A 20,855-nucleotide genomic window follows, 5' to 3' on the forward strand; every position below is an offset into this window, starting at 1 on the left:
TAATTCCGGGCGTCATCACGATCCTTCACCGCCCGGGGCGGCGGTACGGGTTCAGCGCCAGGGGATGTTCCGCCACGGGCTGCCCTCGCTCTCCGTCAGCAGACGGTGCGCCGTGACATTGCTCGTGTAGTACCTGCCGTAGTCCTCGCCGTCGAACCGCAGGACGCGGCCCAGGGCGTATCCCGCGGAGAAGTCCTCCCAGGACCGGTAGGCCGACTTGCTCAGCGCACCGGCGTACACGACGGCCTGCTCCGCCTCGTGAGGGAAGCAGAAACGGGCGGACAGCCCCCACCTGGCCAGGTTCACGGCGCGACCGTAGTCGTAGGCGACCGTCGTGCCGACCCGGCCGTCCGGCGGCAGCAGCCCGTCGGCGCGGAACCTGGCCTCGTACCTGAGGATGCGCCGTACCAGCGCCTCGATGTCGCTGACCGTGTCGTGGCCGACCCCGATGTCCTGGGCGTGCCCGGCGGCCGTCTCCCGCCACAGCTCCGCGGAGGGCTGCTCGCCGAGCCCGGCCGCGAGCTGCTCACGCACCCGCAGTACGAAGTCGGGTTCGGGCGGACTGTTGTGCGCGTCCAGCAGGATGTCCAACTGCTTTCGCCAGCCCGTCGGTTCGGTGATGCCCCAGGAGTCGCGGAGCTGCTCCCGCTCGCACGTGTACTCGTGGTAGACGGTGCCGACCTCGTTCCAGGGCACGCCGTTGCCGACCGCCAGATGTGCCCCGCAGGCCAGCCCGTAGGCCAGCGGGCCGTGGAGCGCCCCGTGGCGCAGCGCGACCAGCCGGTCGGTCCGGGAGCGGTCGTTCTCCGCGTGGTAGCGCAGCCACATCGCGCGGTGCGGGGGTGTGGCCGGGAAGAGCAGCGCGGCCGGTGTGCCCGGATTGACGGCCAGCAACTGGTTCGGGTCCCGCCAGCCGAACTCCGCGATCCACTTGAGCGAGACGGCGTGGAACACCCACTCCGGGTGCCAGGGCGGCAGCATGCCGCGGGTGAGCACCGGCCGGCAGCTCCGTCCGGCCTCGTCCCGGTGCGAGCGCCACGTGATCATGTCGGGCGCCGCGTCCACCTCGGCCTTCGGCGCGGCGATGAAGAGCTCCTCGCCCGCCAGCAGGCGGAGTTGGGCCTCCGCGTCACCGCGTTCTCCCGCCTCGTGCAGGAGGTGCTCCGTCATCGACGGCGGCGCCCAGGGGGCACCCTGGCCGGGATAGGGGGGCAGTTGATTCATGACCAGGCGATGTTCCGGTAGGGGCTGTCGGGGTCCTGGGTCAGGACGCGGTGCTGGGCGAGTGACTGCTCGTACTTCACCCCGGACGGATCGTCCTCGGCGAAGTGCATCACGCGGGTCAGCGAGTAGCCGAGGGAGAACTGCGCCCAGGAGCCGTAGGCCTGCCTGGCCAGTGCACCGATCCGCAGCACCGACTGTTCGGCCTCGTGTGGATCGCAGAGGCGGGCGCCCAGCGCGAGCCGTACGACGTTGACCGCCCGCCCGTAGTCGAAGGCGGCCAGGGTGTCGACCCGTTCGCCGGGGCCGAGAGCGCCGTCCGCACGGAACCGGTCCTCGTACGTGACGGCCAGCCGCAGTGCCTCATGGGCCTCGGCCGACTCCGACGGGGCGGACCGACGGCGCGCCAGCGCGTCGGTGAGCGCGGCGGACCACTCCGGGACGGTGGGGGTGCGACCCAGCCGCCCGGCAAGGGTGCGACGGATCCCGAGCACCGACTCGTACGTACGGCCCACGAGCTGGGTGGACAGCAGTGCTTCGAGTGTCCCGTGGTAGCCGGCGCGGTCCAGCACCCTCCAGGGATTACGGAGCCGGGCGCGATCCGTCCCGTACCCCTCGTAGGCGGCGCCCAGGTCGTTCCAGACGAGACCGTTGTGCACGGCGAGATGGGCGCCGAGGGCCAGGCCGTGCGCGAGCGGCCCGTGCAGCGGGCCCGCCCGGTGGGTCAGCAGCCGGCCGGCCTGAGGCCCGCCGGAGCGCGCGTGGGCCTTCAGCCACGCCCGGCGACGTCCCGGCCCGGCCTCCAGAGTGACGGCGTACGGTGTGCCCGGATTGACCGCCAGCCACTTCACGCCGTTCGGCCAGCGGCGCGCGAGATCGTCGAGAGCGGTGGCCTCGAACACCCAGTCGGGGTGCCAGGGAGGCAGCAGGCCGGACGTCAGCACCGCGACACACGTGTGGCCCTGCGTCGAGGGGTCGGGCTGCGTGGGGAGCGGGGGAGTGAAGCCGGGCGTGTCCGCGTGCAGCCTGGCGACGCGTACGAACAGCCTGCTCCGGGACAGCGCGGCCGGCAGCGCGTCCCGGCCGCCGGCCGCCGCGGCCTCGTGGAGAAGTCGTTCCGTCTCCGTCGGCGGCGCCCAGCCGGCCCCGGGCACACCGGCCCTCGGCGCCGCCGCCCCCGTCGTCCCTGTCCCCGTCGTCACGTTCGAATTCTACGGAACGCGTCCGACGGCCTGCGCGGCGACCTGCGATGCTCCGTGGAGCCGCGCACGGAGGAAGGCGGTTGGCCGACGGTGCGGGAGTCCACCATGCGGTCAGGTGTTTGACCGGCTCACGGCCTTCCGGATACGTTGCGTGACATGCAGCGATCCGCACACCTGACGACGCGAGGTCATGTCGACCTGAAGCGCGTGTGCTCCGCGGCGTGTCACCGGGTCTGAACACCCCGTAGTCCACGCGCCCCAGGAGGATCCGCCTCCTCCCCGGCCACGCGTGGGACACCCCGTCACGGCTCAGCGGGACGCCGGCCGGCACGATGCCGCCGGGTTCCGTCAGGAGGCCCCCGATCCGGGGCACTCACCTCCACGCCCGCTGCCATCGAGGACCTGGAAGACCTGTGACACGTCTGCCTGCGCCCACCCGCCGACCCCGGCCCCCGCGCCGCTCCGAGATCCCCTCGTCCGGACACGCCCGCCGTGCCCCCGGCACGGGATCCGTGCTGGGCGCGATCCTCGACCACGGACCGGTGGCCCGCTCCACCGTCGCCCGGCTCACCGGCCTCTCACCCGCCTCGGTGACGGGTCACGTGACGCAGCTCCTCTCCCGCGGTCTGGTCCGGGAGAGCGCCGAGACGACCGGACCGCGCGGTCTGGGGCGGCCTCATGTGCCCCTGGAGATCGACACCTCCCGTTTCCTGGTGGCCGGGGCCCACGTCGCGGTCGCCCACTCGACGGTCTCCCTGATGGACCTGCGTGGCCGGGTCGTGGCGGAGGACCGCAGACCGCACCTCGACACCGATCCGCGCCGGATCCTCGACGACCTGGCCGCCCGGCTGCCGCTGCTGACGGCGGCTCACGCCGCCGGCCGGGAGGTGCTCGCGCTGGGCTTCGCCACCGGGCACCGGGTGGACCCGGCCGCCGGAGTCGTCGTGGAGCATCCGCACCTCGGCTGGCGCGCCGTTCCCGTACGCGAGATCCTGTCCGCCGCCACCGGCCTTCCGGTCCATGTGGACAGCCACTCACGGGCGTTGGCGCGCGCGGAACAGATGTTCGGCGAGGTCTCGACCCGTCGCAGCACGGTACTGCTCTTCATCGGCGCGGTCGTCGACGGCGCCTTCGCCACCGCCGGTGAACTCCACCGGGGGCCGCGCTCCGGCGCCGGCAGCGTGGCCCATCTCCCCCTGGGATCGGGCGGATCGGGCGACGCGGAGCCCTGTAGCTGCGGACGTACCGGATGCCTGCAGTCCGAGGTGTCCGAACGGGCCATGATCCGCCGCGCCGCCGCACAGAGCCTCCACGTCAGCACCTTCCAGGAGCTGCTGGACCATGCCATGGCCCGGGAGCCGCGCGCCGTGGCACTGTTCCGCCGCCGCGCCCGGCTGGTGGGCAGGGCAGCGGCGCTCCTCCTGGACATGTTCGACCCCGAGTGCCTGGTGGTGGTCGAGCCCGGAGCGGGCCGCCTGCCCGAGTGCCTCGCCGACCTCCGCGAGGAGGTGGGCATGCGCTCCTGGGTCTGCGACGACCCCGAACGGGCCGTGGTGCCCAGCAGCTTCACCGGATCGGTGCTCGCCACGGCGGGCGGCGCGGTGGCGCTGGGCGCGCTCTACACCGACCCGCTGGGTCCGTGGCCCGCGCTGCCCGCGGTGTCCTGAACTCCGCCGATACCCGCTTTAATTCAGAACGTTGCATTGTTGACCCGGCCCCACCCCGACGGGAAGATGGATTCATGACCAGCCGACAGCGGAATTCGGAGAACGTGCCGACAACGGCACGCTCCTGCCGCGCGGCCGCGCCGTCGAGCGAATACGCCCGGCGCTCCTGTTGTCGCCCCTGACCGGGAAACCGATAACCCCCAGATGAATTTCCGGGCGGTCCGCATCCGTGCGTGATTCCTCTCCCGCCCGAATGTCCTCACGCCCGTACGCCTTCGCGTGCTCCCGCAGGCCTCGTGCGATTCCGCATGCCCGAATTCCACCCTCCGACCGGGGAGAGACATTGACCGTCACCGTGTCCTCGTACGCCGCCGTCCGCCCCTCCGAACCCGCCACGACCCCCGCCGCTCCCGGGATCGCGCCGGAGCGCTTCAAACAGGCCTTCCGCAGGTATCCGGCGGGTGTCGTCGTCGTCACCGCCGACGGCGGAGGCGGGCCGGTGGGATTCACCGCGACCTCGCTCAGCTCGCTGTCCCTGGACCCGCCGCTGGTCTCCTTCGGGATCGGCACCTCCACCTCGTCCTGGCCGCACATCGAGCGGGCCTCCACGGCGGTGGTGAACTTCCTCGGAGCCGAGCAGCAGCAGCTGGCCACCACGTTCGCCACCAGCGGCATCGACCGGTTCGCCGCCCCGACCCGCTGGCGCCGGCTGCCCGGCGGGGAACCCGTGCTCGACGGGGTGACCGGCTGGCTGCGGCTCACCTTCCAGAGCGTCGTCCCGGCCGGCGACCACCGCATCGTCGTCGCCAGGGCCGAGGAGTCCTGGCTGGACGAGGCTCGCAGCCCGCTGCTCTTCCACGACGGCTCCTACCACTCCATCCGCCCCGCGCCCGACCAGTGATCAGGAATTCACGATGACACGCCACGACAACAGGCGGGCCCTGGCCCGGAGGTCATTCCTCGCTCTCGCGGGAGGCACCGTACTGAGTCTCGCCGCCTGCTCGCCGCAGGTGAAATCCGTCGCCGACGCGGAACCCGCCGGCGCCCTTCCGTCCGGAGACCCGGCGTCCGGGACGAAACTGAAGATCGCCGCCCGTACGACACAGCTCCAGCTGGAGCCTGCGGGGCTGGCCGGGGAACTGCCCTTCGCCGTCGCCGAGTGGCCGAACCTCTCCGCCGGACCCGATGTCATTCAGGGATTCCGCGCGAAATCGATCGACCTCGCCACCAACGCGGGAATTCCGCCGATCCAGGCGCACGCCATCGGTGTCCAGGCGAAAATCGTGGCCGTCCAGGTCCGCCGGCACCCGATCTACACCTTTGCGACGGCCCCCGGATCGTCCATCAAGAAGGCCGAGGACTTCCGGGGGAAGAAGATCGGGTTCTCCCAGGGCCAGGCCCAGGGCGTCGTCGTCCTGCGAGCGCTCGAGGAGGCGGGACTGAAGAACTCCGACGTCCAACTGGTCGACCTGCCCAGCACCCAGTTCCTCACCGCCCTGCAGTCCGCGCAGGTCGACGTGGCCCCGCTGGGTGAGCCGACCCTGACGAAGTATCTCGACCAGTACGGCAAGGACGGCGCCCGTGGGGTGAAGACGAAGGTCGTCGACCTGCTGACCGTGCTCTGGGCGCCGAACGAGGTCCTCAACGACCCGGAGAAGGCGAAGGCCGTGCGCAGCTTCGTACCGCTGTGGGCGCGCGGTCAGGTATGGGCCTGGGAGAACCAGGAGGAGTGGATCGACACGTACTACGTGAAGGACCAGGGCGTGTCGAAGGAGGACGGCCGGCGCATCGTCGACTCCTATCAGAAGCCGCAGTTCCCGGTCAGCTGGGACGAGGCCCTCGACTGGGAGCAGAAGACCGCCGATCTGCTGGCCGAAGGGGGCTTCGTGCCGGAGCAGAAGGCCTCCGAACTGTTCGACCGCCGATTCGAAAGGCTGGCGGCCGACGCCGTGGCCGCCGAGTACCGGGAGGGGTCATGACCGACCTGCTGGCGAAAGCGCGGACGACCGGCACCCGGACGGCGGAGCCGCAGCCGGCCGGACCACCGGGCGGCGGGGGGACGGCACATGTCTCCCGGGGCACCCGCCGGCGTCTCGGCCCCGGCCGGGCGCTGCCCTTCGGACGGCTGATCGGCCCGGCGCTGCTCGTGCTCGCGTGGTGGGCGGCCTCGGCGTCCGGCTACCTCGATCCGCGGATCCTGTCCTCGCCCGGCACGGTGTTCGCCACCGCGGTCGACCTGGTCACCACGGGCCGTCTCCAGGACAACGTCCTGATCTCGCTCCAGCGCGCCGGACTCGGCCTGTTCTTCGGGGTGTCGGCCGGTGTGATCCTGGCCGTGGCGGCGGGGCTGAGCCGCACAGGTGAATACCTGCTGGACGGCCCGCTCCAGATCAAGCGTGCCATCCCGTCCCTGGCGATGCTCCCGCTGCTGATCCTCTGGCTCGGCATCGGCGAGCAGATGAAGGTCACCGTGATCGCTCTCGGCGTCGCGGTGAACATGTACATCAACACGTACGCCTCACTGACCGGCATCGACAGCAGGTACGTCGAACTCGCCGAGGGGCTCGACCTGAGCCGTGCGACGTTCATCCGCAAGGTCGTCGTGCCCGGCTCGCTGCCCGGCCTCTTCGTCGGCCTGCGGCTCGGCGTCACCTCGTCCTGGCTCGGCCTCATCGTGGTCGAGCAGATCAACGCCACCAGCGGCATCGGCTACATGATGTTCCAGGCCCAGCAGTACGCCCAGTCCGACGTGATCGTCGTGGGCCTGGTGGCCTACGGGATCTTCGGGTTCGCCTCGGACGCGGCGGTACGCGCAGTCGAAAGGAAGGTCCTGTCATGGCGACGCACACTGGCGGGCTGACGGAGACCCGGCCCGCGATCCGCACCTCCGGGCTGGTGCGGCGGTTCGGTGACCGGGACGTCCTTCAGAAGCTCGATCTGACCGTGGCACAGGGGGAGTTCACCGCGCTCCTCGGCCGAAGCGGCTCCGGTAAGTCCACCTTGCTGCGGGCCCTCGCCCGCCTCGACCACACCGTGGAGGGGTCCGGTGAACTCTCCGTACCCGACAGGGTCTCGCTGTCCTTCCAGGACTCCCGGCTGCTGCCCTGGCTGCGGGTGCTCGACAACGTCGTCCTCGGCCTGCGCGGCCCCGGGACCCGCGAGCGAGGTCTGACGGCGCTCGCCGAGGTCGGCCTGGAGGGCCGTGACGGTTCCTGGCCCCATGAGCTGTCCGGCGGCGAACAGCAGCGCGCCGCCCTGGCCCGCGCCCTCGTACGCGAACCCGAACTCCTCCTCGCGGACGAGCCGTTCGGCGCCCTCGACGCACTGACCCGGATCAAGATGCACGACCTGCTGCGCGAGCTGTACGAACGCCACCGCCCCGCGGTGCTGCTGGTCACCCACGACGTCGACGAGGCCGTGGAGCTGGCCGACCGTGTCCTCGTCCTGGAGGACGGCCTCATCTCCGTCGATCTCAGGATCGACCTGCCGTCCCCACGCTCCCGCCGCGAACCCCGCTTCCAGGAGTACCGAGACACCCTGCTCGCCGCCCTCGGCGTGGCACAGCCCCAGATCACGCACTGATCCTCCGAGGAGAAGACGCCCATGCCGCGCAAGCAGCTCCATCTGAACGCCTTCCTGATGTCCACCGGCCACCACGAGGCGTCCTGGCGGCTCCCCGAGAGCCACGCCGAGGCCAACTCGGACCTGGAGCACTACAAGACCCTGGCCCGCATCGCCGAACGCGGGCTCCTGGACTCCCTGTTCCTCGCCGACGGACCCGTCCTCATGGGCGACCCCGGCCGGCGGCCCGCCGCCAAGCTGGAACCCACCGTGCTGCTCACCGTGCTCGCCGGCGTCACCGAGCGCATCGGCCTGATCGCCACCGCCTCCACCAGCTACAACGAGCCGTACAACCTGGCCCGCCGGTTCGCCTCGCTCGACCACGTCTCCGGCGGCCGGGCCGGCTGGAACATCGTCACCACCGCCGGTGCCGACGCGGCCCGCAACTTCGGCCTCGACGACACACCCCTGCACCACGACCGCTACCGGCGCGCCGCCGAGTTCGTCGAGGTGTCCACGAAGCTCTGGGACAGCTGGGCGGACGACGCCGTCGTGGCCGACAAGGAGGCCGGCGTCCACGCGCTGGCCGACCGGGTCCGCGCCATCGCTCACACCGGTGAGTTCTTCCGGGTCGACGGCCCTCTCAACGTGCAACGGCCGCCCCAGGGCTACCCGTTGCTTGTGCAGGCGGGGTCCAGCGAGGACGGCAAGGACTTCGCGGCCCGTTACGCCGAGGCGGTGTTCACCGCGCAGCAGACCCTGGAGGAGGGCATCGCCTTCTACAAGGACGTCAAGCAGCGCGCCGAGGCGCTGGGCCGCAATCCCGACGGCATCAAGATCCTGCCCGGCATCGTCCCCGTCATCGGCGACACCGAGGCCGAGGCACTGGAACTGGACGCCGAACTCGACCGGCTCATCGTCCCCGAGTACGCCAAGCGCCAGCTCGCAAGGACGCTGAAGCTCGACCCGGCAGAGCTGCACCTCGACCGGGAGCTTCCCGAGAACCTTCCCGACGAGGACGAGATCGAGGGCGCCAAGAGCCGCTACACCCTGGTCGTGGAGCTCGCCCGGCGCGAGAGGCTGACGGTGCGACAGCTCATCGGGCGGCTCGGCGGCGGGCGCGGACACCGTACCTTCGCCGGAACGGCCGAGCAGGTCGCCGACACCATCGAGCACTGGTACGACAGCGGGGCGGCCGACGGCTTCAACATCATGCCCGCCGTGCTCCCCTCCGGGCTGGAGGTCTTCGTGGACCGGGTCGTCCCGATCCTCCAGGAGCGGGGCCTGTTCCGCACCGAGTACACCGGAGCCACCCTGCGCGAGCACTACGGCCTGCCGAGGCCGGCCAACCGGCTGTTCGACACCGTCGACACCGATGAGGGCCACACCGGAATCGGCCTCGCCGGACTCGTCGGGGTGAACGCGGGATGACGGAGTACCGCACCCTCGGGCGCACCGGCGTGAAGGTCAGCCCGCTGGCCCTCGGCACCATGATGTTCGGCCCCCGTGGCAATCCCGACCACGACGACAGCATCCGGATCATCCACCACGCGCTGGACTCGGGCATCAACTTCGTGGACACCGCCGACGTCTACTCCGCGGGCGAGTCCGAGACCATCGTCGGCAAGGCACTCGCCGGCGGCCGGCGCGACGACGTGGTGCTGGCGACCAAATTCCACGGCAGCCTGGGTGACGACCCGAACGAGCGGGGCAACAGCCGCCGATGGATCATCCGCGAGGTCGAAAACAGCCTCCGCAGGCTCGGCACCGACTGGATCGACCTCTACCAGGTGCACCGCCCCGAGCCGGACACCGACTTCGACGAGACCCTCGGCGCGCTCTCCGACCTGGTCCACCAGGGCAAGATCCGCTATATCGGCACCTCGACCTTCGAGCCGTCCGCGATCGTCGAGGGCCAGTGGCTCGCCGAACGCAGGGGCCGCGAACGCGTGGTCGCCGAACAGCCGCCGTACTCCCTGCTGGCACGGGGCGTCGAACGCGAGGTCCTGCCGGTCGTCCAGCGCTACGGGCTGGGGGTGCTGTCCTGGAGCCCGCTGGCCGGCGGCTGGCTCTCCGGCCGGTACCGCACGGGCGCCGAGCAGCCCGCGTCCAGCCGCGCCGACCGCCAGGCGGCACGCTTCGACGTCTCCGCACCGGAGAACGCCGCCAAGCTCGCCGCCGCCGAAGCCCTGGCCCGGCTCGCCGAGGAGGCCGGACTCACCCTCGTACAGCTCGCCCTGGCCTTCGTGCTCGAACACCCGGCCGTCACGTCGGCCATCATCGGCCCGCGTACCTTCGAACAACTGGACAGCCAGCTGGGCGCGGACAAGGTGAGGCTGAGCCGGGACGTCCTCGACCGGATCGACGAGATCGTCCCGCCCGGCACCAACCTCTCGGCACGCGACACCGGTTACACCCCGCCGTCACTCACCGACCCCGCGCTGCGCCGCCGCACGGACCGGGGGGTGACCGCCTAGCGGTTTTCCGGCTGACGGGCCGGATACACGGCCAGGGAGAACGAGTGCCCGGCCGGATCGTTGTAGACGCGGACATCACGGGGGCCGCTGTTGCTGTCCCCCGTGTCCACGGGCCGGGCGCCGAGGCCTATCGCCTCGCGCTCGGCCTCGTCCATGTCACCCGGGTCCACCAGGATGCGCAGATGCGCCTGCTGGGAGTCCTCCGGGCGCGGCCAGCTCGGCGGCGCGTAGCCGTGGTCACGGCGGACGGCCAGGTGCACACCGGTGTTGCCGACGATCTCGACGAAGTCGGGATCGCTCCCGATCTGCGTCTCCGCGCCGAGGAGGTTCGCATAGAAGTCCGCGAGCTCGACCGGCTCGCCGCAGTCCAGGACCAGAACGCTCGTTTTCCCGACAGTCATGCCCCACGGCTACCCCCGATGGGGCCGGGCAAGCCGCACCGGCGCCCTCCGGGGCTGACGGGGGCTCACCGCACCGCCGCACGGCGCGCCCGGGACGGGGACCGGGCGGACGCGAACTAGGGTGCGGGACATGGCAGAGAGCACGGAGCCCCAGGCCAAAGGCATGCCCGGCCCCGGCCCCTCCGACCCCCGTCGCTGGCGTGCCCTCGCCGTCTGTCTGGTGGCGGGCTTCATGACGCTGCTGGACGTCTCCATCGTCAACGTGGCGCTGCCGTCCATCAAGGAGGGCCTCGACACCCCGGAGTCAGACCTCCAGTGGGTGCTGTCCGGCTACGCGCTCGCCTTCGGCCTCGTCCTCATCCCGGGCGGTCGCCTCGGCGACGCACGGGGGCGGCGCGCGGTCTTCATGGCGGGGCTGGCCCTCTTCACCCTGGCCTCCGCGGCCTGCGGGGCCGCCCAGTCCAGTCTCTGGCTGGTCATCGCCCGGCTCCTCCAGGGTGCGGCGGGCGGGCTGCTGTCGCCCCAGATCTCCGCGCTGATCCAGCAGATGTTCTCCGGCCGCGAGCGGGGCCGCGCCTTCGGCATGTTCGGCACCGTGGTCGGCATCTCCACCGCCGTCGGACCGCTCCTGGGCGGCCTCCTGATCCAGGGGGCCGGAGCACAGGAGGGCTGGCGATGGGTGTTCTACGTCAACCTGCCGATCGGGGTGGTCTGCCTCCTGCTGGCCCGGCGGCTGCTCCCCGACACCCCGTCGGCGGGCCGCGTACGCCCGCGCGACCTGGACCCCGTCGGAGTCCTGCTGCTCGGGGCGGGAGTCCTCGCGCTGCTGCTGCCGTTCGTCCAGGCCCAGCAGTGGCCGGGCAACGCCAAGTGGCTGCTCGTGGCGGTGGCCGCCGTCCTCCTCGCGGCGTTCGTCGCCTGGGAGTCCCGCTGCGCGAGGCGGAACGTCCAGCCGGTGCTGAACCTGGCACTCTTCCGGCTCCGGTCCTTCTGGCTGGGCTGCCTGATGATCCTGCTGTACTTCGCGGGCTTCACCTCGATCTTCTTCATCAGCACGCTCTACCTGCAGTCCGGGCTGCACTACAGCGCACTGGAGGCCGGTCTCGCGATCACCCCGTTCGCCCTGGGCGCGGGCGCGTCGGCGAGCATCGGCGGCCGGCTGGTCGGCCGCTTCGGGCGGCCCCTCATCGTCGTGGGCCTCACCATGGTGGCCGTCGGGCTGGGGCTCACCGCACTGGCCGCGCACCTGGTGCCCGGCAGGGGTGCCGGGCTCGCGATGGCGGCCCCGCTGCTGCTGGCCGGCCTGGGCAGCGGACTCGTCATCGCACCCAACCAGACCCTCACCCTCTCCGAGGTGCCGGTGGAGAACGGGGGCAGCGCCGGCGGCACCCTCCAGACCAGCCAGCGCGTCGGCTCGTCCATCGGGATCGCCGCGGTGGGCTCGCTCTTCTTCGCCCAGCTGGGCGACGGCGACTGGGCGGCGGCCTACGACCACGGGCTCCTCGTCTCGGTCGCGTTCGTCCTCGCGGGGCTGATCGTGGCTCTGGCCGATGTCGCGGCGGGCAGACGGGGAAGGAGACATGACCAGACGTCCGACGCGACCGATGCCACGAGGAGAACACCATGAGCGGCACCGAGGACCGGGAGCCCGGCGGGAACACCTCGTACGGCCACAAGCCCTTCAAGCGCTCCCGCAGCCACTTCGCCGACCGCGTCACCGCCGACGGCCGGGACGGCTGGCCCGTCGAGGCCGGGCGCTACCGCCTGGTCGTCAGCCGGGCCTGCCCCTGGGCGAGCCGGGCGCTCGTCTCGCGGCGGCTGCTCGGACTGGAGAGCGCCCTCTCGCTGGCCGTCGCCGATCCCATCCAGGACGACCGCAGCTGGCGCTTCACCCTCGACGAGGGCGGCAAGGACCCGGTGCTCGGCATCGGCTACCTGAGCGAGGCCTACGACGCACGGGAACGCGGCTACCCGGGCGGGGTCAGCGTGCCCGCGATCGTCGACGTACCGACCCGGGCGCTGGTCACCAATGACTACCAGCAGATCACCCTGGACCTGGCCACCGAATGGACCGGCCTGCACCGCCCCGGCGCCCCCGACCTCTACCCGGAGCGGCTCCGCACCGAGATCGACGAGGTGATGGACGGCATCTACCGGGACGTCAACAACGGCGTCTACCGCGCCGGGTTCGCCGCCGAACAGGGGGAGTACGAGGCGGCGTACGTCGATGTGTTCCGCCGCCTGGACCTGGTCTCCGAACGCCTCGCCGGGCAGCGCTACCTGGTCGGCGACACGATCACCGAGGCCGACATCCGGCTGTTCACCACCCTCGTGCGCTTCGACGCCGTCTACCACGGCCACTTCAAGTGCAACCGCTCGAAGCTCGCCGAGGACCCCGTCCTGTGGGCGTACGTCCGTGACCTCTACCAGACCCCGGGCTTCGGGGACACCGTCGACTTCGACCACATCAAGCGGCACTACTACCAGGTGCACACCGGTATCAATCCGACCGGGATCGTGCCGCTCGGCCCCGACCTCTCGGGCTGGACGGCCCCGCACCACCGGGAGCAGCTGGGCGGCCGGCCGTTCGGCGACGGCACCCCGCCCGGACCGGTGCCGCCGGGCGAGGAGGTCCCGGCGCGAGGGCGGCCCTGACCGCCCCGGTCAGCTCACCCGCGGTGGCGGCGCCGGTTTCGCGGTCGCCAGCGGGGAGCGGGCGAGGGCGACACAGCCGACGGTGATCAGCGCCACCCCGATCAGCTGCGGCAGCAGCCACCACCCGGTCCGCAGCTCCTCCCCGAACAGGGTCACCCCGTAGCAGATGCTGATCAGCGCGTCCCCGAGCGTCAGCATCGGCTGCACCGCCACCAGTGAGCCGGCCTGGAGCGCGTTCTGGAGGAGGAACAGCGCGCCCACGCCGGCCACCGCGGTGGCGTACAGCTGCCAGGCCGTCAGCAGGCCGGCCACGCCGTCGGCGTCCAGCCGCGACATGGCGTCCTTCATCAGCGCGGCGGTGAGCGCGTACCCGCACGCCGCGGCCAGCCCCAGCAGCGCGGCCCGGGCGTTGCCGGAGGTACCGAGCGCCGCGGCGACGAGCGCCGCCTCGAAGATCCCGGTGGCCACCAGGGCCGGGATCCAGGCCGCCCCCTGCACGTATTCGCTGCCGCCGACCGGGGCGGCGGCAGCCATGCCGAGGGCCAGGCCCACGGTCACGGCGGCCACCCCCAGCCAGACCTGGCGCTCCACCCCGACCCGCATGACGAACCCGGCGACCACCAGCGTCGCGGGCAGCTCGATCACGAAGATCGGCTGGACCACGGCGATGGGGCCCGTGGCCAGAGCCACCGCCTGGCAGACGGCGGCGACGATCACGAGGCCGATCCCGGCCAGCCACACCTTCTGCCGCAGCAGATGCGCGATCAGCGACAGGCGCATCGCCTCGCTGTCGGGCACCTCGAGGGCGGCGCGGCGCTGCAGTACCGACGCGGTGCCGTTGCTGAGCGCGGTCAGAACGGCGAACAGGACGCTGATCACCGCCCCATCATGAGGGCCGACGCCCTCCCGGCAGCGGTGCCCCGCACCCGTGCGAGTGTCGCCCGTTCCGGGCCGGTGTCACAGGGCACGCGTAGTCTGCGGGCCATGGCCGCCAGATACGCTCCCGTGCTCTCGCCCCGCGCGCTCAACAGGGCAACGATGGACCGCCAGTTGCTGCTCCGCCGCACCGCCGTGCCGGTGAAGGACGCGGTCAGCCGTCTGGTCGGCCTGCAGGCGCAGAACACCAGGCCGCCGTACTTCCAGCTCTACTCCCGGCTGGAGGGCTTCGCCCCGGCCGCGCTATCGGAGCTGATGGAGTCCCGCGAGGTCGTCAGGATCGTCAGCCTGCGCTCCACCATCCACACCCACACCGCCGAGGACGCCCTCACGCTGCGCCCCCTGGTCCAGCCGGCGCGCGACCGGGAGCTGAACATGTTCCGCAGCGGGCTCACGGGCGTGGATCCGGACCGGCTCTCCGCGCTCGCCAGGGAGCTCGTCGAGGAACGGCCCCGCACCATGAAGGAACTGCGGGAGGAACTCCTTTTCCACTGGCCGGACGCCGACCCCCGGGCACTCGCGGTCGCAGCCCGCTGCCGGCTGCCGCTGGTCCAGGTGACCCCGCGCGGGCTGTGGGGGCGCAGCGGGCAGGTCGCCCTGACGACCGCCGAGCACTGGCTCGGCACCCCGTCGCAGCCGGCGGCCTCGCCCGACGGGACCGTGCTGCGCTACCTCGGGGCCTTCGGCCCGGCCTCGGTGAAGGACATGCAGATGTGGGCCGGACTCACCCGGATGCGCGAGGTCTTCGAACGTCTGCGGCCCCGGCTCGTCACCTTCCGCGACGAGAACGGCGTCGAACTCTTCGATCTGCCCGATGCCCCGCGCCCCGGCCCCGACACCCCCGCCCCGCCCCGCTTCCTCCCCGAGTTCGACAACATCCTGCTCGGCCACGCCGACCGGACCCGGGTGATCCCGCCCGCGTACAAGGGCCGCAACGGTGTGGGCAACCAGTCCTACGGGACCGTCCTGGCCGACGGCTTCCTCACCGCGCTCTGGCGGCTCGACGAGACCCGGGACACCGCGACCGTCACGGTGCAGGCCCTGGGCACGCTCGACCGGGCGACCCGCGAGGAGATCACCCAGGAGGCCGTGGAGATGCTGACGGTGATGTCCCCGGCGCCCGCCCACGACGTCCGGTTCGCCACGTTCGTCGACTTCGGGGACTGAGCCTCCCGGCCCGCACGGCCCGGCTCACGGCAGCAGCCCCGCGCGCCGGGCCGCCACCACCGTCTCCAGCCGGGTGTGCGCGCCCAGTTTCCGCATCGCGGACCGCAGATAGCTCTTCACGGTCTCCGGCCGCAGACCCAGCCGCTCGGCCGCCACGGCGTTCGTCGCACCCGACGCGACGCAGGCGATCACATCGACCTCGCGCGGCGCCAGCCGCACCCGCCCGGACGCCGGGAGCCGGTCCGCCCCCGCGGCCGACGCCAGCCTCCCGCACACCGCGAGCAGTTCACCGCGCAGCGCGGGGTCCACGATCTTCGGGGCGAGGGCGCGCAGCTCACGATGAGCCTCGCGGACGTCCTCCCAGGTGCCGGGGACCGCGCCCGGATCGGTGATCCGTACCCGGGTGGCCGCCAGGAGCTGCTGCACCTCGTCCCGTACGGCCAGGGCCTGCTCCACGTCGCGGGCCGCCGACGCCGCCGCGTCGAACGTACGGTCCCCGAGCGTGAGCGGCTCGCGCAGCGCCCCGTACAGCACACCGCGCACCGTCCGGCGTACGACGACGGGCACCGCGACGACGGAGCGCAGGCCCTCCGCCGCGACGGCCGCGTCGTACTCGTGGCTGATGTGGCGCGACGACGGGTAGTCCGTGACCGCGCACGGCCGCGACAGGGCGATCGCCTTTCCACCGAGCCCGCTGCCCGCCGAGATGACGAGCCCGCGCAGCGCGGGGGTCTGCGCCCCGCTCAGCTCGGCGATCCGGGCGTGGCGGGCGTCGGACAGGAGCCCGCCGAAGACCACGGGCAGCCCGCTCGTCCTGCGCAGCCTGAGCATGGCCGCCCGCAGCTCGGTCGCCTCGCCCGGTTCCGGTACGCCCATGACTCTCCGTTCCGTCGGAGCCCTCTCGGACCTACCCCCGTCCGGGGGTGGTGAGATCTGGGTCACTGTTTACATGATGTTACGGCCGAAGGACGGGTTCGCGACGAGGAGAGCACATGCCGGCAACGAATGCGACGGAGACGTTCCGGGCGGCCCGGGACTTCCTGATCGAGCACCGTGAGGACTACACCACGGCGTACGAGGGCTTCCGCTGGCCCCGCCCCGACGAATTCAACTGGGCGCTCGACTGGTTCGACGTCATCGCCGAGAACAACGACCGCACCGCTCTGCACATCGTCGAGGAGGACGGCGGCCGCACCGAGGTGTCGTTCGCCCGGATGGCCGCCCGCTCCAACCGGGCGGCCAACTGGCTGCGGGACCAGGGCGTGGCCGCGGGCGACCGGATCCTCGTCATGCTCGGCAACCAGACCGAGCTGTGGGAGACGGCACTGGCCGCGATGAAGCTGCGCGCCGTCGTCATCCCCGCCACCCCCCTGCTGGGGCCGGCCGACCTGCGCGACCGGGTCGAACGCGGCAGGGTGCGGCATGTACTCGTACGGTCGGCGGACACCGCCAAGTTCGATGAGGTACCCGGCGACTACACCCGGATCTCGGTCGGCACCGACGTCGAGGGCTGGACCTCCTACGGCGGGGCCGACGAGGCGCCGGAGACCTTCACCGCGGACCGAGGGACGGACGCCGATGAGCCCCTGATGCTCTACTTCACCTCGGGCACCACGGCCAGCCCCAAGCTCGTGGAGCACACCCATGTCTCGTACCCCGTGGGCCACTTGTCGACGATGTACTGGATCGGGCTCAAGCCCGGCGACGTCCATCTGAACATCTCCTCGCCCGGCTGGGCGAAGCACGCCTGGTCGAACCTCTTCGCGCCGTGGAGCGCCGAGGCCACCGTCTTCATCTTCAACTACACCCGGTTCGACGCCGCCCGGCTGATGGCGGAGATGGACCGCTCGGCCGTCACCAGCTTCTGTGCCCCGCCGACGGTCTGGCGGATGCTCATCCAGGCCGACCTCGCGCAGCTGAGGACGCCGCCGCGTGAGGTCGTCGCCGCCGGCGAGCCGCTCAACCCGGAGGTCATCGAGAGCGTCAGGCGCGCATGGGGTGTCACCATCCGCGACGGCTTCGGGCAGACGGAGACCGCGGTGCAGGTGGCCAACACCCCGGGGCAGCGGCTCAAGACCGGCTCCATGGGACGCCCCAGTCCCGGATTCAAGGTGGAGCTGCTGGACCCGGTCACCGGTGAACCGGGTGCGGCGGAGGGCGAGATCTCCCTCGATCTGGCCACGGCCCCCGTCGGCCTGATGACGGGCTACCACGGGGATCCGGAGCGCACGGCAGAGGCCATGGCCGGCGGCTACTACCGCACGGGTGACATCGGCGCACGGGACGAGGACGGCTACATCACCTATGTGGGCCGGTCCGACGACGTGTTCAAGGCCTCCGACTACAAGATCTCGCCGTTCGAGCTGGAGAGCGCCCTGCTGGAGCACGAGGCGGTGGCCGAGGCGGCGGTCGTCCCCGCCCCCGACCCGGTGCGGCTCGCCGTCCCGAAGGCGTACGTCGTGCTCGCCGCGGGCTGGGAGCCCGGCCCCGCCACCGCCAAGGTGCTGTTCGAGCACTCCCGGGCGGTCCTCGCCCCGTACAAGCGCATCCGCCGGCTGGAGTTCGCCGAGCTGCCCAAGACCGTCTCCGGGAAGATCCGCAGGATCGAGCTGCGTGAGCGCACCGCGCAGGGCACCGGCACCGAGTTCGACGAGGGGGACCTGCGATGAGCGGCCTTTCCTACGCACACGGCACCAGCGGCACGGAGCTGCTCGGCGACACCATCGGACGCAACCTGGACCGGGCGGTCGATGCCTACGGGGACCGGGAGGCACTCGTCGACGTGGTGTCCGGACGCCGGTGGACGTACGCCGAATTCGGGGCCGCGGTCGAGGAGCTGGCCCGCGGACTGATGGGTTGCGGGGTGGCCAAGGGCGACCGGGTCGGGATCTGGGCGGTCAACTGCCCCGAATGGGTCCTCGTCCAGTACGCCACGGCGCGGATCGGCGCGGTCATGGTCAACATCAACCCGTCCTACCGCGCGCACGAGCTGGAGTACGTGCTGAAGCAGGCCGGGATCTCCGTACTGGTCGCCTCGCTCGCCCACCGCACCAGCGACTACCGCGCACTCGTCGGCCAGGTCCGCGCGAACTGCCCCGCACTGCGGTCCGTCCACCACATCGGCGACCCGTCCTGGGACGAGCTGACCGCCGCGTCGGGGGCCGTGACGGCCGGGCAACTGGCAGAGCGTGAAGCGGAACTGTCGTGCGACGACCCGATCAACATCCAGTACACCTCCGGCACCACCGGGTTCCCCAAGGGCGCCACGCTCTCCCACCACAACATCCTCAACAACGGTTACTTCGTGGGGGAGATGGTCGCCTACACCGAACAGGACCGGGTCTGTCTGCCCGTGCCGTTCTACCACTGCTTCGGCATGGTCATGGGGAACCTCGGCATCACCTCGCACGGCGCCTGCATCGTGATCCCCGCGCCGTCCTTCGAGCCCGCCGCCGTGCTGGCCGCCGTCCAGCAGGAGCGCTGCACCTCGCTCTACGGCGTGCCCACCATGTTCATCGCGGAGCTCGGCCTGCCCGACTTCGCCTCGTACGACCTCTCCTCGCTGCGGACCGGGATCATGGCCGGGTCACCCTGCCCGGTCGAGGTGATGAAGCGGGTCGTCTCGCAGATGCACATGGAGGAGGTCTCCATCTGCTACGGGATGACGGAGACCTCACCGGTCTCCACCCAGACCCGGCGGGAGGACGACCTGGAGCGCCGCACCGGCACGGTGGGCCGGGTGATGCCGCACATCGAGGTGAAGGTCGTCGACCCGGTGACGGGCGTGACCCTCCCACGCGGTGAGGCCGGTGAGCTGTGCACCCGGGGGTACAGCGTGATGCTCGGCTACTGGGAGCAGCCGGACCGGACCGCCGAAGTCATCGACGCGGGGCGCTGGATGCACACGGGGGACCTCGCGACGATGCGGGAGGACGGTTACGTCCAGATCGTCGGCCGGATCAAGGACATGATCATCCGCGGGGGAGAGAACGTGTACCCGCGCGAGATCGAGGAGTTCCTCTACGGCCATCCGAAGATCGCCGACGTCCAGGTGGTCGGAGTGCCCGACGAGAAATACGGCGAGGAGATCCTGGCCTGCGTCATTCCGCGCGATCCGGCCGACCCGCCGACGCTCGACGAGGTGACGGCGTACTGCCGGGATCAGCTTGCGCACTACAAGATCCCGCGCGGGCTGCGCATCCTGGATGCGTTCCCCATGACCGTCAGCGGCAAGGTCCGCAAGGTCGAACTGCGGGAGGGGTACGGGGCGTAGCCCGCGGGGTCAGGCGGCCTCTATGACGCCGGAGCCTATGCCCTGGGTCGCCGCCGCCCACTCGATGAGCAGGATCTCGTACTCCGCGGCCTCCACCGGCGTCCAGTCCTGGCCGGCCCGTGAGTCGACGAGTGCGCGGATGGCGTCGTTGGCCTCGACGACGGACGGGTGGACGGGCTGGGTCAGGAAAACGGGAGCGGAGTGGGTGGGAAGCCGAGGAGTTAAGACCATGCCTTCACTCTACGTCCTCATTCTGACAACAGCTCGAACATATGCGGCTGGCAGGGCACAGGTGACCGAAATCATTCGGCGGGGGCCGGGCCGACGCTGATCAGTTCGTCGGCCGGGCCGTTCACCGGCTGCGGTGTGCCGGTGAGATCCAGGACGAACAGCGGGATGGCGAGGCCGTCGGCGCGTGATCGCGCCTCGTCCGTATAACCGGCCAGGGAGAACATCACGCCGGACACCGAGCTGTTCAGGGCGTTGAGCCAGAGGCACTCGACGTCACGCAGGGCGGTCGGGCGCGTGGTCGCGTCGACCTGCGCGATGAGACCGGCGGCCCTGAGGTCTATCCGGGAGCTGGGCCGTATCTCGGGCTGGACGACGTCGCGGAAACCCAGCCACCTCAGATAGAGCGCCGCGGTGTTCACCGCGTCCCGGGCCGTCCGTATCACCAGGGGTCTGAACGACGGCCGCGGGTGTGCGGCGGTGCGCGGCAGCGGTATGTGGGCCGGGCCGGGCGAACCTCCCGCCGTGGGAGGCGGCGTGGTCCCGCGCGTGCCCACCGGGCGGACGGGGATCCGCAGCACCGCGCCGCAGGGGCAGCAGAGTTCGGGGTGCGGCCACTGGTCGCGGCGTCCGCAGGAGTGGCACCGCACGCTCACCCAGTCGTCGTTCCAGGTGCGGTGCGTGATGAGCACGGCCGGCGCGCCGCGCATCAGCGGCGGGGCGGTGGGGGAGCCGCAGGGGCAGGGGTACACCGGCGTGATGTACGCGTGGTCCCGGCGGCAGGCCGGGCAGCGCACCGGTAGGGACTCCACGTGCTGCCCCCTTCTTCCGCCCCTGTGGCGGCGACTGCGTTCCGTACCTCCATCGTCCACCAGGAGCGACACCCCGGGGGGCGATTCGCGTACTTCGGGCCGATGGTCTCGGCCGCTTTCCCTGTCCTCCCTTGACGGCTGTCCCGGACCGCCCTAAATTGTTTTCACATAGCAGAAAGAAGTTTCCGTAATGTGGAATTAGTGCTCTCAGGTGGCGCGACAGAGCCCGACTCCACCAGGTCCGAGCAGGAGCAC

19 protein-coding genes are annotated in these 20,855 nt (G+C 71.5%); 12 read left to right on the forward strand and 7 right to left on the reverse strand.

From position 1 onward, the window contains the following. Positions 1–51 precede the first annotated feature (51 nt). Together ACIQM3_RS28015 and ACIQM3_RS28020 are read right to left on the reverse strand one after the other, a co-directional pair. Positions 52–1,224, reverse strand: coding sequence for a DUF1266 domain-containing protein (locus ACIQM3_RS28015; protein WP_401628872.1), 1,173 nt, complete (start codon positions 1,222–1,224; stop codon positions 52–54). After that, a complete protein-coding gene (locus ACIQM3_RS28020; protein ID WP_401628875.1) occupies positions 1,221–2,423 on the reverse strand; it encodes a DUF1266 domain-containing protein in 1,203 nt (400 codons plus the stop codon). The genes ACIQM3_RS28015 and ACIQM3_RS28020 overlap by 4 nt, the downstream gene beginning before the upstream one ends. 413 nt (positions 2,424–2,836) lie before the next feature. Between ACIQM3_RS28020 and ACIQM3_RS28025 the strand changes: the two genes are divergently transcribed. The 7 genes from ACIQM3_RS28025 to ACIQM3_RS28055 all read left to right on the forward strand — a co-directional run bounded on the left by ACIQM3_RS28025 (position 2,837) and on the right by ACIQM3_RS28055 (position 10,128). Next, positions 2,837–4,090, forward strand: coding sequence for an ROK family protein (locus tag ACIQM3_RS28025; protein ID WP_401628878.1), 1,254 nt, complete (start codon positions 2,837–2,839; stop codon positions 4,088–4,090). 343 nt (positions 4,091–4,433) lie between these two features. Then, entirely contained in the window at positions 4,434–4,991 is a 558-nt protein-coding gene (locus ACIQM3_RS28030; protein WP_401628881.1) for a flavin reductase family protein, read from the forward strand. A 13-nt stretch (positions 4,992–5,004) separates the two neighbouring features. Beyond that, positions 5,005–6,069, forward strand: coding sequence for an ABC transporter substrate-binding protein (locus ACIQM3_RS28035; RefSeq protein WP_401628884.1), 1,065 nt, complete (start codon positions 5,005–5,007; stop codon positions 6,067–6,069). Continuing rightward, a complete protein-coding gene (locus tag ACIQM3_RS28040) occupies positions 6,066–6,950 on the forward strand; it encodes an ABC transporter permease (RefSeq protein ID WP_401628887.1) in 885 nt (294 codons plus the stop codon). Before ACIQM3_RS28035 ends, ACIQM3_RS28040 begins: the two co-directional genes overlap by 4 nt. Then, positions 6,926–7,672, forward strand: coding sequence for an ABC transporter ATP-binding protein (locus ACIQM3_RS28045; RefSeq protein ID WP_401628889.1), 747 nt, complete (start codon positions 6,926–6,928; stop codon positions 7,670–7,672). The genes ACIQM3_RS28040 and ACIQM3_RS28045 overlap by 25 nt, the downstream gene beginning before the upstream one ends. 21 nt (positions 7,673–7,693) lie before the next feature. Continuing rightward, a complete protein-coding gene (locus ACIQM3_RS28050; protein WP_401628891.1) occupies positions 7,694–9,082 on the forward strand; it encodes an LLM class flavin-dependent oxidoreductase in 1,389 nt (462 codons plus the stop codon). Further along, a complete protein-coding gene (locus ACIQM3_RS28055; protein ID WP_401628893.1) occupies positions 9,079–10,128 on the forward strand; it encodes an aldo/keto reductase in 1,050 nt (349 codons plus the stop codon). The genes ACIQM3_RS28050 and ACIQM3_RS28055 overlap by 4 nt, the downstream gene beginning before the upstream one ends. Here the strand turns inward: ACIQM3_RS28055 and ACIQM3_RS28060 are convergent. Beyond that, positions 10,125–10,529, reverse strand: a complete 405-nt coding sequence (locus tag ACIQM3_RS28060; protein ID WP_401628894.1) for a VOC family protein — start codon at positions 10,527–10,529, stop codon at positions 10,125–10,127. The two genes, ACIQM3_RS28055 and ACIQM3_RS28060, sit on opposite strands and share 4 nt — an antisense overlap. Positions 10,530–10,659: 130 nt before the next feature. On the opposite strand from ACIQM3_RS28060, the gene ACIQM3_RS28065 reads away from it, so the two are divergent. Further along, the gene (locus ACIQM3_RS28065; RefSeq protein ID WP_401628897.1) at positions 10,660–12,156 is read left to right on the forward strand and encodes an MFS transporter; all 1,497 of its coding nucleotides are present in this window, start codon (positions 10,660–10,662) and stop codon (positions 12,154–12,156) included. Beyond that, the gene (locus tag ACIQM3_RS28070) at positions 12,153–13,184 is read left to right on the forward strand and encodes a glutathione S-transferase family protein (RefSeq protein ID WP_401628900.1); all 1,032 of its coding nucleotides are present in this window, start codon (positions 12,153–12,155) and stop codon (positions 13,182–13,184) included. The genes ACIQM3_RS28065 and ACIQM3_RS28070 overlap by 4 nt, the downstream gene beginning before the upstream one ends. Positions 13,185–13,193: 9 nt before the next feature. On the opposite strand, the gene ACIQM3_RS28075 is transcribed toward ACIQM3_RS28070, so the two are convergent. Further along, the gene (locus tag ACIQM3_RS28075) at positions 13,194–14,063 is read right to left on the reverse strand and encodes a DMT family transporter (protein WP_401628903.1); all 870 of its coding nucleotides are present in this window, start codon (positions 14,061–14,063) and stop codon (positions 13,194–13,196) included. Positions 14,064–14,168: 105 nt separating this feature from the next. Here ACIQM3_RS28075 and ACIQM3_RS28080 point away from each other — a divergent pair, with 105 nt between their 5' ends. Continuing rightward, on the forward strand, positions 14,169–15,287 hold the full coding sequence (locus ACIQM3_RS28080) for a winged helix DNA-binding domain-containing protein (protein ID WP_401628906.1): 1,119 nt from the start codon (positions 14,169–14,171) through the stop codon (positions 15,285–15,287). Positions 15,288–15,311: 24 nt separating this feature from the next. On the opposite strand, the gene ACIQM3_RS28085 is transcribed toward ACIQM3_RS28080, so the two are convergent. Further along, a complete protein-coding gene (locus tag ACIQM3_RS28085) occupies positions 15,312–16,163 on the reverse strand; it encodes a response regulator transcription factor (protein ID WP_401628909.1) in 852 nt (283 codons plus the stop codon). 116 nt (positions 16,164–16,279) lie between these two features. On the opposite strand from ACIQM3_RS28085, the gene ACIQM3_RS28090 reads away from it, so the two are divergent. Together ACIQM3_RS28090 and ACIQM3_RS28095 are read left to right on the forward strand one after the other, a co-directional pair. Continuing rightward, complete coding sequence (locus ACIQM3_RS28090) at positions 16,280–17,956, forward strand: AMP-binding protein (protein ID WP_401628912.1); 1,677 nt, start codon at positions 16,280–16,282, stop codon at positions 17,954–17,956. Next, positions 17,953–19,560 carry an AMP-binding protein gene (locus ACIQM3_RS28095; protein WP_401628914.1) on the forward strand — a complete coding sequence of 536 codons (1,608 nt, stop codon included), beginning with the start codon at positions 17,953–17,955 and terminating at the stop codon, positions 19,558–19,560. Before ACIQM3_RS28090 ends, ACIQM3_RS28095 begins: the two co-directional genes overlap by 4 nt. A gap of 9 nt (positions 19,561–19,569) precedes the next feature. Here the strand turns inward: ACIQM3_RS28095 and ACIQM3_RS28100 are convergent, their stop codons facing one another. Then, positions 19,570–19,791, reverse strand: coding sequence for a hypothetical protein (locus ACIQM3_RS28100; RefSeq protein ID WP_104784478.1), 222 nt, complete (start codon positions 19,789–19,791; stop codon positions 19,570–19,572). A gap of 71 nt (positions 19,792–19,862) precedes the next feature. Then, the gene (locus ACIQM3_RS28105) at positions 19,863–20,600 is read right to left on the reverse strand and encodes a hypothetical protein (RefSeq protein ID WP_401628917.1); all 738 of its coding nucleotides are present in this window, start codon (positions 20,598–20,600) and stop codon (positions 19,863–19,865) included. Positions 20,601–20,855: the final 255 nt, after the last annotated feature.

Source organism: Streptomyces sp. NPDC091271, from assembly GCF_044757505.1.
In the GTDB taxonomy this organism is placed as follows: Bacteria; Actinomycetota; Actinomycetes; order Streptomycetales; family Streptomycetaceae; genus Streptomyces.